10 protein-coding genes and 1 tRNA gene are annotated in these 13,541 nt (G+C 69.9%); 6 read left to right on the top strand and 5 right to left on the bottom strand.

The features are described 5' to 3' along the window. Nucleotides 1-21: 21 nt before the first annotated feature. From ACFV6E_RS20695 to purM, 4 genes are all read left to right on the top strand, one after another. Nucleotides 22-819, top strand: a complete 798-nt coding sequence (locus ACFV6E_RS20695) for a sterol carrier family protein (protein ID WP_385161238.1) — start codon at nt 22-24, stop codon at nt 817-819. A gap of 49 nt (nt 820-868) precedes the next feature. Beyond that, nucleotides 869-1,675 (top strand): META domain-containing protein, encoded by an 807-nt coding sequence (locus tag ACFV6E_RS20690; protein WP_385463382.1) that lies wholly within the window; start codon nt 869-871, stop codon nt 1,673-1,675. 61 nt (nt 1,676-1,736) lie between these two features. After that, nucleotides 1,737-3,263: an amidophosphoribosyltransferase gene (gene purF / locus ACFV6E_RS20685; protein WP_385161234.1), complete on the top strand. Its 1,527-nt coding sequence runs from the start codon at nt 1,737-1,739 to the stop codon at nt 3,261-3,263. Between the two features lie 58 nt (nt 3,264-3,321). Continuing rightward, complete coding sequence (purM, locus tag ACFV6E_RS20680) at nt 3,322-4,401, top strand: phosphoribosylformylglycinamidine cyclo-ligase (protein WP_385463380.1); 1,080 nt, start codon at nt 3,322-3,324, stop codon at nt 4,399-4,401. A gap of 208 nt (nt 4,402-4,609) precedes the next feature. On the opposite strand, the gene ACFV6E_RS20675 is transcribed toward purM, so the two are convergent. Then, a complete protein-coding gene (locus tag ACFV6E_RS20675) occupies nt 4,610-4,867 on the bottom strand; it encodes a DUF3073 domain-containing protein (RefSeq protein ID WP_385161230.1) in 258 nt (85 codons plus the stop codon). 391 nt (nt 4,868-5,258) lie between these two features. Next, entirely contained in the window at nt 5,259-6,350 is a 1,092-nt protein-coding gene (locus tag ACFV6E_RS20670) for a Leu/Phe/Val dehydrogenase (RefSeq protein WP_385161228.1), read from the bottom strand. A gap of 233 nt (nt 6,351-6,583) precedes the next feature. Here ACFV6E_RS20670 and ACFV6E_RS20665 point away from each other — a divergent pair, with 233 nt between their 5' ends. Further along, nucleotides 6,584-7,426 (top strand): hypothetical protein, encoded by an 843-nt coding sequence (locus ACFV6E_RS20665; protein WP_385161226.1) that lies wholly within the window; start codon nt 6,584-6,586, stop codon nt 7,424-7,426. Between the two features lie 717 nt (nt 7,427-8,143). Beyond that, complete coding sequence (gene bldC / locus ACFV6E_RS20660; protein WP_003949541.1) at nt 8,144-8,350, top strand: developmental transcriptional regulator BldC; 207 nt, start codon at nt 8,144-8,146, stop codon at nt 8,348-8,350. A gap of 458 nt (nt 8,351-8,808) precedes the next feature. Here bldC and ACFV6E_RS20655 read toward each other — a convergent pair whose 3' ends face one another. The 3 genes from ACFV6E_RS20655 to hrpA form a co-directional block, all read right to left on the bottom strand. Then, nucleotides 8,809-9,006, bottom strand: coding sequence for a DUF6274 family protein (locus tag ACFV6E_RS20655; protein ID WP_385161224.1), 198 nt, complete (start codon nt 9,004-9,006; stop codon nt 8,809-8,811). Nucleotides 9,007-9,323: 317 nt separating this feature from the next. Beyond that, nucleotides 9,324-9,398 (bottom strand) — tRNA-Asp (locus tag ACFV6E_RS20650). Nucleotides 9,399-9,541: 143 nt separating this feature from the next. After that, a complete protein-coding gene (gene hrpA, locus ACFV6E_RS20645) occupies nt 9,542-13,540 on the bottom strand; it encodes an ATP-dependent RNA helicase HrpA (protein WP_385463378.1) in 3,999 nt (1,332 codons plus the stop codon). Nucleotide 13,541: the final 1 nt, after the last annotated feature.

The raw sequence follows: 13,541 nt of genomic DNA, 5'->3' as shown, positions 1-13,541 counted from the left end.
CACCCGACTAGGGTCGCTGTCATGCCCCCGGCCAAGAAACGCTCCCGCACCTACGACGCCGCCCGGACCCGCACGGCGGTGCTGACCCAGTTCAGTGCGGTACGCGCCGGTCTGCGTACCCTTGACGAGCGGCAGCTCGCCCTGTCCAGCGGGCTCGGCGAGTGGTCCGTACGCGACCTGGCCGCGCACATCTGCATGACCGTCGAGAGCGTCAGCCTCGCCCTGGACCGGCCGGCGCCGCCACGGGCCGGGCTGACCGTGCCGGAGTACCCGTCCGTGACGGCCCCGTTCGCCGACGCGATCGCCGAGGGCAGCCACGCGCTCGCCGCGGCCGAACCCGACCTGGACGCGCTGTACGCCCGTACTGAGGAACGCCTGACGGAGCGGCTGGCGGGGGTGCCCGGCGACCGGGTCGTCGACATGCGCGCCGCCGCGATGACCCTGACCGACTTCCTCGTGACGCGCACGGTCGAACTCGTCGTCCACACCGACGACCTGAACCGCGCCGTGCCGGAGCTCGACATCCCGCTCGACCGCCAGGCGCTCGCCGCCTGCACCCGGCTCCTCGCGGACGCGCTCGCCCTGAAGGCCCCCGGCGCCTCGACCGAGGTGCGCATCCCGCCGTTCGCCGTGGTGCAGTGCGTCGAGGGTCCCCGGCACACCCGCGGCACCCCGCCGAACGTCGTCGAGACCGACCCGCTGACCTGGCTCCGGCTCGCCACGGGCCGCCTCGACTGGCCGACCGCGCTCAAGGAGGCCCAGGTCAGCGCGAGCGGCGAGCGCGCCGACCTGAGCGCACTGCTCCCGCTCCTCAGCTGATTCGCGCCACGAGGGGAACCAATCACCCCACCCGTCCCGTCCAACCGGCATGTACAGGCAGCGACTGATCCTCACCGCCCTGACCCTGCTACCGCTGGCCGCGGCCTGTGGCACCGAAACAGGCAGCGGCTCGGTCGGTTCGGACGCCCGCGACGCCGCCTCCTCGGTGACGGGCGCGCACTGGACGATCGACAGCGTCACCGTCGACGGCAAGACCCACGACGCCCCCTCGGGGGCCCATGTGGAGATCGGCGAGAACGGCAGGGTGCAGGGGAACTCCGGCTGCAACCACTTCTCCGCCACCGCCACCTTCAAGGGCGACAGCATCGACCTCGGCGACACCTCGTCCACCGAGATGGCCTGCGAGGACGTCCCGGCGAGCTTCGAGACGACGCTGACCCGCACGCTCACCGCGGGCTCCCTGAAGACCCGGGTGAAGGACCAGCGGCTCACCCTGACCACCGGCGACGGCGACCGCGTCCGCCTCTCCAAGGAGCAGGACGCCTCCCTCTACGGCACCAAGTGGCGCGTCACGGCGCTCGGCGACAAGGACGTCGCCGAGTCCCTGCCGAAGGGCGCCGACGGCAAGGCGTACTTCGTGCTCGACGAGGACAAGGGCACCCTGAGCGGCCGGTTCGGCTGCAACAGCGGGACCGCGAAGGCCACCGTGCGCGACGGGCATATCACCCTGGGCACCCCGAAGACCACGCGCGTGATGTGCGACGGCTCACTCATGAAGGCCGAGAAGAGCCTTCTGTCCGCGCTCGACGGCCGGATCGACTACCGGCTCGACCACCGCACCATCACGCTGACCAGCACAAATGGCGAGACCGTGACGGCCGTCGCCGACAAGTGATGCATGCCGGGCCGAGATCCCCAATTCGGACCAGTGGTCGGCCTCGCCTACACTCGGAGACGTGCCACGTGGTGACGGTCGACTCAGTCATGATCTGCTCCCCGGTGAGAAAGGCCCCCAGGACGCATGCGGCGTCTTCGGGGTCTGGGCCCCGGGCGAAGAGGTCGCCAAGCTCACTTACTTCGGGCTCTACGCCCTCCAGCATCGGGGCCAGGAATCCGCGGGAATCGCGGTCAGCAACGGCTCCCAGATCCTCGTCTTCAAGGACATGGGCCTCGTCTCCCAGGTCTTCGACGAGACCTCCCTCGGTTCGCTCCAGGGTCACATCGCGGTCGGTCACGCCCGCTACTCGACCACCGGCGCCTCCGTCTGGGAGAACGCCCAGCCGACGTTCCGTGCCACCGCGCACGGCTCCATCGCGCTCGGCCACAACGGCAACCTGGTCAACACGGCGCAGCTCGCCGAGATGGTCGCCGACCTGCCCAAGCAGGACGGCCGGACCACCCGGGTCGCGGCCACCAACGACACCGACCTGGTCACCGCGCTCCTCGCGGGCCAGGTGGACGACGACGGCAAGCCGCTGACCATCGAGGAGGCCTGCGCCAAGATCCTCCCGCAGGTCAAGGGCGCCTTCAGCCTCGTCTTCATGGACGAGCACACGCTGTACGCCGCCCGCGACCCGCAGGGCATCCGCCCGCTGGTCCTCGGCCGCCTGGAGCGCGGCTGGGTGGTCGCCTCCGAGTCCGCCGCCCTCGACATCTGCGGCGCCAGCTTCGTCCGCGAGATCGAGCCGGGCGAGTTCGTCGCCATCGACGAGAACGGTCTGCGTACGTCGCGATTCGCTGAGGCAAAGCCCAAGGGCTGTGTCTTCGAGTACGTCTATCTGGCCCGTCCCGACACGGACATCGCCGGCCGCAACGTGTACCTCTCGCGCGTCGAGATGGGCCGCAAGCTGGCCGCGGAAGCACCCGCCGAGGCCGACCTCGTCATAGCGACCCCGGAGTCCGGGACGCCCGCGGCGATCGGTTACGCGGAGGCGTCGGGCATCCCGTTCGGCTCAGGACTGGTGAAGAACGCGTACGTCGGCCGGACCTTCATCCAGCCCTCGCAGACGATCCGCCAGCTCGGCATCCGCCTGAAGCTGAACCCGCTCAAGGAAGTCATCAAGGGCAAGCGACTGGTCGTCGTAGACGACTCGATCGTGCGCGGCAACACCCAGCGCGCCCTGGTCCGCATGCTCCGCGAGGCCGGCGCGGCCGAGGTCCACATCCGGATCTCGTCCCCGCCCGTGAAGTGGCCCTGCTTCTTCGGCATCGACTTCGCGACCCGCGCCGAGCTGATCGCCAACGGCATGAGCACCGACGAGATCGGTACGTCCCTGGGCGCCGACTCGCTCGCGTACATCTCCATCGACGGCATGATCGAGGCGACCACCATCGCCAAGCCGAATCTGTGCCGCGCCTGCTTCGACGGCGAGTACCCGATGGACCTGCCCGACCCGGAGCTGCTGGGCAAGCAGCTGCTGGAGACGGAGCTGGCCGCCGGACCCGCGGCCACCGCCGCGGCCGACGCGATCCGCCGCCCGTAATCCGCCGCCAGGTAAGACAGCGCAGCGACTCAGCTGTACGACACGAAAGTTCCCAGCCATGCCTGAGATCCCCAGTGCCGGAGGCGGCGCCAGCTACGCAGCCGCAGGCGTCGACATCGAAGCGGGCGACCGCGCCGTCGAGCTGATGAAGGAGTGGGTGAAGAAGACGCAGCGCCCCGAGGTCCTCGGCGGCCTCGGCGGCTTCGCCGGCCTCTTCGACGCCTCCGCCCTCAAGCGCTACGAGCGCCCGCTGCTCGCCTCCGCGACGGACGGCGTGGGCACGAAGGTCGACATCGCCCGGCAGCTCGGCGTGTACGACACCATCGGCCACGACCTCGTCGCGATGGTCATGGACGACATCGTGGTGTGCGGCGCCGAGCCGCTGTTCATGACCGACTACATCTGCGTCGGCAAGGTGCACCCGGAGCGGGTCGCCGCCATCGTGAAGGGCATCGCCGAGGGCTGTGTCCTCGCGGGCTGCGCGCTGGTCGGCGGCGAGACGGCGGAGCACCCGGGCCTGCTCGGCCCCGACGACTTCGACGTCGCGGGCGCGGGCACCGGCGTGGTGGAGGCGGACCGGCTGCTCGGCCCCGACCGCATCCGCGAGGGCGACGCGGTGATCGCCATGGCGTCCTCCGGACTTCACTCGAACGGGTACTCGCTCGTCCGGCACGTCCTCCTCGACCGGGCCGGCTTCCGCCTGGAGGGACAGGTCGAGGAATTCGGCCGCACCCTCGGCGAGGAACTCCTGGAGCCCACCAAGATCTACTCGCTGGACTGCCTGGCGCTCACCAGGACCACCGAGGTGCACGCCTTCTCGCACATCACCGGCGGCGGCCTCGCGGCCAACCTGGCCCGGGTGATCCCCGACCACCTGCACGCCACCGTCGACCGCTCCACCTGGGCCCCGGCCCCGGTCTTCGACCTCGTCGGCAGGACCGGACAGGTCGAGCGCCTGGAGCTGGAGAAGACGCTGAACATGGGCGTCGGCATGATGGCGATCGTGCCCGGCGACTCCGTGGACGCGGCCCTCGCCACCCTCGCGGACCGGGGCGTCGACGCCTGGGTCGCCGGCGAGATCACCGAGCGCGGCGGGCACGGCACGGGCGCGGAGCTGACCGGGGAGTACGCCGCATAGACCCACGACGCTCGCGGCCCCCCGCCGATGCCCAGCATGGGGCGGCGGGGGAGCCGCGGGCGAAGATCCCGGCCGGGTCGCCCGGGGACGCCGGATCGCACGGGCAGCACAGAACCCGGTCCGGCGCGAAACCGCCCCGGACCGGGTGAGGTGCAGTGCTAGGAGGTCCTACGAGAGCCGAGGAACCTGCTGAGCCCGCTGATCGGCGTCAAGCGCCGCGACGCTGCTGCGACTGAGGACCGGACTGGTCGTCGTCGTCCTCGTCGTCGTCGTTGTAGAGATCCGCGTACTGGGCGTACGGGTCGTCTTCCTCGTCGTCGTCCTCGAACGGCTCGCCATTCGGCGGCTGGCTCGAAGTCGAAGCGCCCAGCTCGTTGGCCAGACGCGACAGGTCAGTCCCGCCGCTGTTGTACTTCAGCTGGCGGGCGACCTTCGTCTGCTTGGCCTTGGCCCGGCCGCGCCCCATGGCTCGACCCCCTCGGTGACGGGGCTCGACGGCCCCAGAGTCTTGACACGCGTTCATGATCTGGAACGGGCTCTCCGTGGAGAGACCGGTCCGTAGGGCTTCCACGGTACCTGAGCCCGCGCCCATACGGTACGTCGCCCGCAGGACGTGCCTCGGCCCAGAACCCGCGAGGTGCCCCGTCCCCGCTGGTCAACCGCGATTTTAACCTCTTCTCGGGGTCCGACCCGCCGACAGGCGTGAGAGTTCTCTCGAAGTGACCGTCGGCGAGTCCCTGACAAGCATGCCCCGGTGCCGTCCGACGGGCGCGAATGCCGCTTTTCCGGCGGCCGGACGGCGGGTCCCGCGGGCGGTGCGGCGGCCGATTCCGGGTCCGCGCGGCGGGCGTCCGGGGTCAGCGGGTGCGCGCCTCCGCCATCCGCTGCTCGGCGATCCGGTCGGCCGCCGCGGCCGGCGGAATACCGTCGGACTTCGCACGTGCGAATATCCCGAGCGTGGTGTCGAAGATCTTCGCCGCCTTCGCCTTGCAGCGGTCGAAGTCAAAGCCGTGCAGCTCGTCGGCGACCTGGATGACACCGCCGGCGTTCACCACGTAGTCCGGCGCGTAGAGGATCCCGCGGTCGGCGAGGTCCTTCTCCACACCCGGGTGGGCGAGCTGGTTGTTGGCCGCGCCGCACACCACCCTCGCGGTCAGCTCCGGCACGGAGTCGTCGTTGAGCGCGCCGCCCAGCGCGCACGGGGCGTAGACGTCCAGTCCCTCGACGCGGATCAGCGCCTCCGTGTCCGCGACCGCCCGTACGGACGGGTGCCGCTGGACGATGCGCTCGACGGCGTCCCGCCGGACGTCCGTGATCACGACCTCGGCGCCGTCCTGGAGCAGGTGCTCCACCAGGTGGTGCCCGACCTTGCCGACCCCGGCGATGCCCACCCTGCGGCCGCGCAGCGTCGGGTCGCCCCACAGGTGCTGGGCGCTGGCCCGCATGCCCTGGTACACCCCGAACGCCGTCAGCACGGAGGAGTCGCCCGCGCCGCCGTTCTCCGGGGAGCGGCCGGTCGTCCAGCGGCACTCGCGCGCCACCACGTCCATGTCGGCGACGTAGGTGCCCACGTCGCAGGCGGTGACGTACCGGCCGCCGAGGGAGGCCACGAACCGCCCGTAGGCGAGCAGCAGCTCCTCGGTCTTGTCCCGCTCGGGATCCCCGATGATCACGGCCTTGCCGCCGCCGTGGCCGAGCCCGGCCATGGCGTTCTTGTAGGACATGCCGCGCGCGAGGTTCAGCGCGTCGGCGACGGCCTCGGCCTCGGTCGGGTACGGGTAGAAGCGGGTGCCGCCGAGGGCGGGGCCCAGGGCGGTGGAGTGGAGGGCGATGACGGCCTTGAGACCGCTGGCCCGGTCCTGGCAGAGCACGACTTGCTCGTGTCCACCCTGATCCGACTGGAACAGTGAGTGGAGCACGTCAGAGGGGCTGCCGTTTACGTCGGTCACTGTGGTGACTCCCAGGTAAGTAGCGGCGGTTGAAGGCGGTGCCCGTGCGGGTGGCGGGCTCCCGTGGGCACGAGATTAAAGCCTGTGTCCCACCGCCATCGCCGCAGTGTTCAGGATCACCCCCTCGCGGAGTAGCTTCCCGTACGGCCGTGGGACGATTTGCAGTGTTTTCCCGGTCACTTGTGCACGGGTCGAGCGGGTTACGTGACCGGTCCGTTGGGGAGGGAGCAGGCGTGCCCAAGGTGTCCTCGGTGATCGTCCCTTACGCGTCCTATCTGCGGGTGTACGAACCACTGGCCGCCTTCCCCGAGCCGGAGCGCGGCCACTGGGCCCGCTATGCCCGGCGCCCGGAGCGTCCGTCGTACCAGGACGAACTGCGGCGTTCGCTGGCCGACTTGCTGCCCACGCCGCCCGTTGCGGTGCCGGTGCACGAGAGCGGCGACGCCTTCGTCCTGGAGCAGGACGGGGTGATCTGCGTCTGTCCCTGGCGGACCAGGCTGCGCGGCTGGCAGGCCCTGGGCGAGCTGGCCGAGGAGTTCCCGGGACCGGTCCTGGACGCGCTGCTGCCCCCGTTCGTGCGTCATCAGGCCACCCAGGACTACGAGCGCTGGCTGGCCCGCAACCCGGACGCCCGCCCCTGGATCCGCACCTCCACCTGGCAGATCCCGCTGAACTGGTTCGTCCTGGTCGGCGACGAGGAGCGGGAGTACGACAAGGGGTCGGGCGAGGAGCCGCCGGTGCTGCGCTACCGGACCCCGATGGTGCAGGCGCGGCGCCGGGTCGCGCGCGGGCTGAAGACGCTCAAGGACACCATCGACGAGGGCCCGCTGATCGACGGGCTGCTGGACGTCGGGCGCTGGCTGGAGGAGTTCCACCCGCGCTCCCTCGTGGAGCTGGACTACGCCGGTCTCGTGCACGTGCTGCCGGCCGGCGAGCTGGAGGGCGATCACTCGGCGGCCGACGTCGCGGAGGGCATCGAGGCGCTGCGCAACGGCAACGGGGAGGCGGCCGGCGAGGCGTACGGCCGGCTCGTGGAGCGCTGGCGCTCGGTCCGGGACCGTCGCTCGGCGAACTGACCCCGAAGCGCCAGGGACGCGGGGCGGGCCGCTCGGCGGACCGAGCGACGTCCGGGCGCCTGACGGTCGTGATCCGATCAGAAACCGTCCAGAAGTGTGCGCGGACCGGCCATGTCGGGACAGCGGGTGATACTCGTGTGACGGAAGGGGCTGACAGAACCGGGCAGTCGTGGTGAACTGACCACCATTGGCCAAGGGTTGACTGTCGGCACCGGGTCGGACGGCTCCGACGGCAGGCGGGACAAGTGCCGAACGTCGGCGTTCGTCCGGTCTGGGACGTAGGTCCCGATCCGGGCTTTTGTCGCAAGCGTGACGGACCGCACGTACTCACCCCTTGCGCCGCTTGCCCCTCCTCATGCCAAAATAGGACAAGGAGTCCGGGGAGGGCTCTCTCCGTCCAACTTTGGGTGGAATCTCAGCATTGCACGCTATAGGGGGTCTGGTGACTCCTGATCGCCACTGTGACTGATCGTCACAGCGGCGTGACTGTCCGCTATGGCATGGTCCATCGGCTTCCGTCGCTGATGAACACCTGGGAGGGCAATTCCATCGGTTTGGCCGACGCGGCTGGACAGATGGTGTAGTTGTAGTGCCGAGGACAAGCCGTTCGTCCTATAACCGACTCGACTCGCGTCCGCCATTTCGGGCAACGCGGGTCAAGGTGCAGAATTTAGAGGAAAGAACCGAGAAGGTTCGGTTCTCCCGAGGAGGCCGCTCATGACCGCTCGCACCCCTGATGCCGAGCCGCTGCTGACCCCCGCTGAGGTCGCCACCATGTTCCGCGTCGACCCCAAGACGGTCACGCGGTGGGCGAAGGCCGGCAAGCTCACTTCGATTCGTACGCTCGGCGGGCACCGCCGCTACCGCGAGGCGGAGGTCCGTGCACTGCTCGCGGGCATCCCGCAGCAGCGCAGCGAGGCCTGAACAACTGCATAGCCGGGCATTTCGGTACGTCCCCCAACCTGCCGAAACGTCTGGATCACAGCTCCAAGCGACGCGGGTGCTGCCCCAACAGGACCCACGCCCACGCTGAATGAACTTGTGACAAGGGTGCGTCGTAGATCGCGCTGGACTCCGCCGGGTCCAGCGCGATCTTTTTATGCCCTGATCCGGCTTCGAATGTGTCCTGCTTCTGCCCGTGTTGTGTGCTGAACGGGCCGACTGTGCGCGGCCTTGTCGGAGTCTGGGGAGGGGTGTCGGATCTCCTGTGCGCGACCTCTGAGGCCGGTGCAATTGCACATATTAAATTGACCCGTTGTAGGAGGGGTGTAAGTACCGCACCCCAGAGAACTTATGCGGTGACACCCGTCACATGCCGGGCCGCTTGTTGCGGTTGGGCGGCCTGCGCTAATGGAGGCCGGATTCGGGAGGCGCCGGGCGGATCACGCCCTGGAGGAGCCGCCGTCCGCGCAGGGCCGGGCCGTCCGTGTGCTCTCCTCGCCGTGCGGAGGGTGTTCCAGGGCCAGGCGCTGGAGGCGATGGCAGATCGCGCAGTGCCGCGTCAGATGGCGGTACCGCGTAGCGGCCGACAGGTGGGCGCGGAGCAGGGCTCGCGTCTCGTGCCTGGCGGTCGCCGCCATACGCCACCTCCGGGAGGTCGAGGGCCTGGTTCGTGAGTACCGGCGGAATGTGACGGCGTCAAGACACCCTGCGGCGCCGGACACCGGGCCGACGGGCGCCTGACGGCCCGTGAGACGCCGTGGGGCTCACGAGGCGACCGCGGGCCCGGGCCGGGCCCTGAACGGGCGGCGTACGGCGAACGAGTGCCCGCACCGACCGTGCACGGCGAACGGGCGGTCGCACCGGCGGAACGCCGCGACGGGTGTGGCGCGCGGGGAAGGGGAGACACGAGAAGGGCCCCGATCCGTCGCCGGATCGGGGCCCTTCTCAGTACGTGCGGTCCTGACGGGATTTGAACCCGCGGCCTCCACCTTGACAGGGTGGCGAGCACTCCAAACTGCTCCACAGGACCTGGTCTCGCAGCCACTTTTCCTGCGCTGGGCTGCGAGAAGAGACTCTACAGGAGGGTGGGCCCGGTGGTCGAACTCACCCACTGTGCCCGCCCCGTTACGACACGGACGACGGCACGGACGGCGGCGCGGGCCGCGGCGCGGGCTACGGCACCGCCGCGTCGATCGCCTTCACGATCCGCTTGTCGGAGACGGGGTACGCGGTGCCCAGCGCGTGGGCGAAATAGCTGACCCGCAGCTCCTCGATCATCCAGCGGATGTCCCGCACCTGCTGCGGCACCGGACGGCCCTGCGGGAGCTGTTCCAGGAGCCAGGCGTACTCGTCCTGCATCTCGTGAACCTTCTCCATGCGGGTGGTGTCCCGCTGGACGCCGGTCGGCATCTGCTGGAGCCGGCGGTCGGCGGCCACCAGGTAGCGCATCAGGTCCGGCAGCCGGCGCAGCCCCGTCGCCGTGACGAACCCGGGCTTCACCAGGGCGTCGAGCTGCGTCCGTACGTCCGTGAGGTTGGCGAGCAGCGCCGGGCTCTTCGCGGACTTCAGCCGGCGCTCGCAGGCCTGCCAGGCGGCCAGCACCTGCTGCACCTGGCCGACCGTGCGCACCGTGGTGTCGACGATCTCCGCGCGGACCTTGTCGTACAGCTTCCGGTAGGACTCCTCGTCCCAGGCGGGGCCGCCGAAGTCCGCGATCAGCCGGTCGGCGGCGGCCATGGCGCAGTCGTCGAAGAGGGCCTGGACGGAGCCGTGCGGGTTCGCGGACAGGGCGAGCTTCTGGGCGTTGGTCAGCTTGTCCGAGGCGAACTTCGCCGGATTGACCGGGATGTTGCGCAGGATCAGCCGCCGGGTGCCCTTCCACATCGCCTCCTGCTGCTCCGCCTCGGTGTCGAAGAGGCGTACGGAGACGGTGTCGCCGTCGTCGACCAGCGCCGGGAACGCCTTGACGGGCTGGCCGGCCCGCCGGGTCTCGAAGACGCGGCTGAGCGAGCCGATCGTCCAGTCCGCCAGGCCCGTACGTTCCAGGGACTCGCCGCCGGTGCGCTCGGCGGTGGCCGCGGCGGCCTGCGAGATCGCCTTGCGGGCCTTGGGCTTGAGCCGGAGCTTCAGGGCTTCGAGGTCCTTGTCCTCGGCGAGCTTGCGGCGCCGCTCGTCGACGATCCGGAAGGTGATCTTCAAGTGGTCGGGGACCTTCGACCAGTCGAAGTCGTCGGCCGTCAGTGGCACGCCGACCATGCGCTTGAGCTCGCGGGCCATCGTCACCGGCAGCGGCTCCTGAAGGGGCACGGCCCGCTCCAGGAACTTCTGCGCGAAGTTCGGCGCGGGGACGTAGTTGCGGCGGATCGGCTTCGGCAGGGAGCGGATCAGCTCCGTGACGACCTCCTCGCGCAGCCCGGGGATCTGCCAGTCGAAGCCGTCGTCCGTCACCTGGTTGAGCACCTGGAGCGGGACGTGGACGGTCACACCGTCCGCGTCCGAGCCCGGCTCGAACTGGTACGTGACCCGGAACTTCAGCCGCCCCTGGCGCCAGGAGTCCGGATAGTCGTCCTTGCTGACGTCCCCGGCCCGTTCGTTGATCAGCATCGACCGCTCGAAGTCGAGCAGTTCGGGTTCCTCGTGGCGCTTGTGCTTCCACCAGGAGTCGAAGTGCGCCCCCGACACGACGTGTTCGGGCACCCGCTGGTCGTAGAAGTCGAACAGCGTCTCGTCGTCCACGAGGATGTCGCGGCGCCGGGCCCGGTGTTCAAGATCCTCGACCTCGACAAGCAACTTTCGGTTGTCGGCGAAGAACTTGTGGTGCGTGCGCCAGTCGCCCTCGACCAGCGCGTTGCGGATGAACAGCTCGCGGCTGACCTCGGGGTCGATGCGCCCGTAGTTCACCTTGCGCTGGGCGACGAGCGGGACGCCGTACAGCGTGACCTTCTCGTACGCCATCACCGCGGCCTGGTCCTTCTCCCAGTGCGGCTCGCTGTACGTGCGCTTGAGCAGGTGCTCGGCCAGCGGCTCGACCCACTCGGGCTCGATCTTCGCGTTGACCCGGGCCCACAGGCGGGAGGTCTCGACGAGCTCGGCGGACATCACGAACCGCGGCGGCTTCTTGAACAGGGCCGAACCCGGGAAGATCGCGAACTTGGCGTTACGGGCGCCCAGGTACTCGTTCCGCCCGGTGCTCCGCCCGCCGTCCTTGCCCGTGCCGCTGCCGCGTCCGCCGTCCTGGCCGCTCTCCTTCACGTCCTTCATGCCGATGTGCGAGAGCAGGCCGGCCAGCAGCGAGACGTGGACGCTCTGGTCGGGCGCGTCGTCCTCGTTGAGCTGGATGCCCATCTGCTTGGCGACGGTGCGGAGCTGGGTGTAGATGTCCTGCCACTCGCGGATGCGCAGGAAGTTCAGGAATTCCTGTTTGCACATGCGGCGGAACGACGACGAGCCGCGCTCCTTCTGCTGCTCGCGGACGTACCGCCAGAGGTTGAGGAAGGCGAGGAAATCGCTCGACTCGTCCCTGAACCGGGCGTGCTGCTGGTCCGCCTGGGTCTGCTTCTCGGCGGGGCGCTCGCGCGGGTCCTGGATGGAGAGCGCGGCGGCGATCACCATCACCTCGCGCGCGGCGCCGTTCTTGTCGGCCTCCAGGACCATCCGGGCGAGCCGGGGGTCGACGGGGAGCTGGGCGAGCTTGCGGCCGGTCTGGGTGAGCCGCTTGCGCGGGTCCTTCTGGGCCGGGTCGAGCGCGCCGAGCTCCTGGAGGAGCTGGACGCCGTCGCGGATGTTGCGGTGGTCCGGCGGGTCGATGAAGGGGAACTTCTCGATGTCGCCGAGCCCGGCGGCGGTCATCTGGAGGATGACGGAGGCCAGGTTGGTCCGCAGGATCTCGGCGTCCGTGAACTCCGGGCGGGCCAGGAAGTCGTCCTCGCTGTACAGGCGGATGCAGATGCCGTCGGACGTACGGCCGCAGCGGCCCTTGCGCTGGTTGGCGCTGGCCTGCGAGACGGGCTCGATCGGCAGCCGCTGCACCTTCGTGCGGTGGCTGTAGCGGGAGATGCGGGCGGTGCCCGGGTCGATGACGTACTTGATGCCCGGGACGGTGAGGGAGGTCTCGGCGACGTTCGTGGCCAGAACGATCCTGCGGCCGGTGTGCGGCTGGAAGACGCGGTGCTGCTCGGCGTGCGACAGCCGGGCGTAGAGGGGCAGGACTTCGGTGAACCGGTACTGCTTCTTGGTGAGCGCGTCCGCCGTGTCGCGGATCTCCCGCTCGCCGGAGAGAAAGACGAGGATGTCGCCCTTGCCCTCGCCCATCAGCTCTTCCACCGCGTCCGTGATGGCGGTGATCTGGTCCCGGTCGGCGTCCTCGCTGTCCTCTTCGAGCAGCGGGCGGTAGCGGACCTCGACGGGATACGTACGGCCGCTGACCTCGACGATCGGGGCGTCGCCGAAGTGCCGGGAGAACCGCTCGGGGTCGATGGTCGCCGAGGTGATGACGACCTTCAGGTCCGGGCGCTTCGGCAGCAGCTGGGCCAGATAGCCCAGCAGGAAGTCGATGTTGAGGGAACGTTCGTGGGCCTCGTCGATGATGATCGTGTCGTACGCGCGCAGCTCGCGGTCCGTCTGGATCTCGGCGAGCAGGATGCCGTCGGTCATCAGCTTGACGAAGGTGCCGTCCGGGTTCACCTGGTCGGTGAAACGGACCTTCCAGCCGACGGCCTCGCCCAGCGGGGTGTCCAGCTCGTCGGCGACGCGCTCGGCGACGGTGCGGGCGGCGATGCGGCGGGGCTGGGTGTGCCCGATCATGCCGCGGACGCCGCGCCCCAGCTCCATACAGATCTTCGGGATCTGGGTCGTCTTGCCGGAACCGGTCTCACCGGCCACGATCACGACCTGGTGGTCGCGGATCGCCTCGGCGATCGCGTCCTTCTTCTGGCTGACCGGAAGCTCTTCGGGGTACGTGACGGCGGGCACGCGCGCGCGGCGCTCGGCCATCCGGGCCTCGGCCTTCGCGGTCTCCGTCTCGATCTCTGCGAGCACAGCGGAGCGGGCCTCGGGCTTACGGATCTTGCGCGCGCCTTCGAGCCTGCGCCCGAGCCGGTGCGCGTCGCGCAGGGACAGCTCGGCCAGACGGGCGGCGAGATCGCCGAGAACGGGAGCAGGGTGCGTAGACATA

Source organism: Streptomyces sp. NPDC059785 (assembly GCF_042732375.1).
GTDB lineage: Bacteria > Actinomycetota > Actinomycetes > Streptomycetales > Streptomycetaceae > Streptomyces.
The sequence above is the reverse complement of the archived record's forward strand: the minus strand, read 5'-3'. Positions and strand labels throughout refer to the sequence as shown.

Coding starts and splice junctions, on each gene's coding strand:
- ACFV6E_RS20695 (WP_385161238.1), top strand. CDS start 22: ATGCCCCCGGCCAAGAAACGCTCCCGCACCTACGACGCCGCCCGGACC.
- ACFV6E_RS20690 (WP_385463382.1), top strand. CDS start 869: ATGTACAGGCAGCGACTGATCCTCACCGCCCTGACCCTGCTACCGCTG.
- purM (WP_385463380.1), top strand. CDS start 3,322: ATGCCTGAGATCCCCAGTGCCGGAGGCGGCGCCAGCTACGCAGCCGCA.
- ACFV6E_RS20675 (WP_385161230.1), bottom strand. CDS start 4,867: ATGGGGCGCGGCCGGGCCAAGGCCAAGCAGACGAAGGTCGCCCGCCAG.
- bldC (WP_003949541.1), top strand. CDS start 8,144: ATGACCGCTCGCACCCCTGATGCCGAGCCGCTGCTGACCCCCGCTGAG.
- ACFV6E_RS20655 (WP_385161224.1), bottom strand. CDS start 9,006: ATGGCGGCGACCGCCAGGCACGAGACGCGAGCCCTGCTCCGCGCCCAC.
- hrpA (WP_385463378.1), bottom strand. CDS start 13,540: ATGTCTACGCACCCTGCTCCCGTTCTCGGCGATCTCGCCGCCCGTCTG.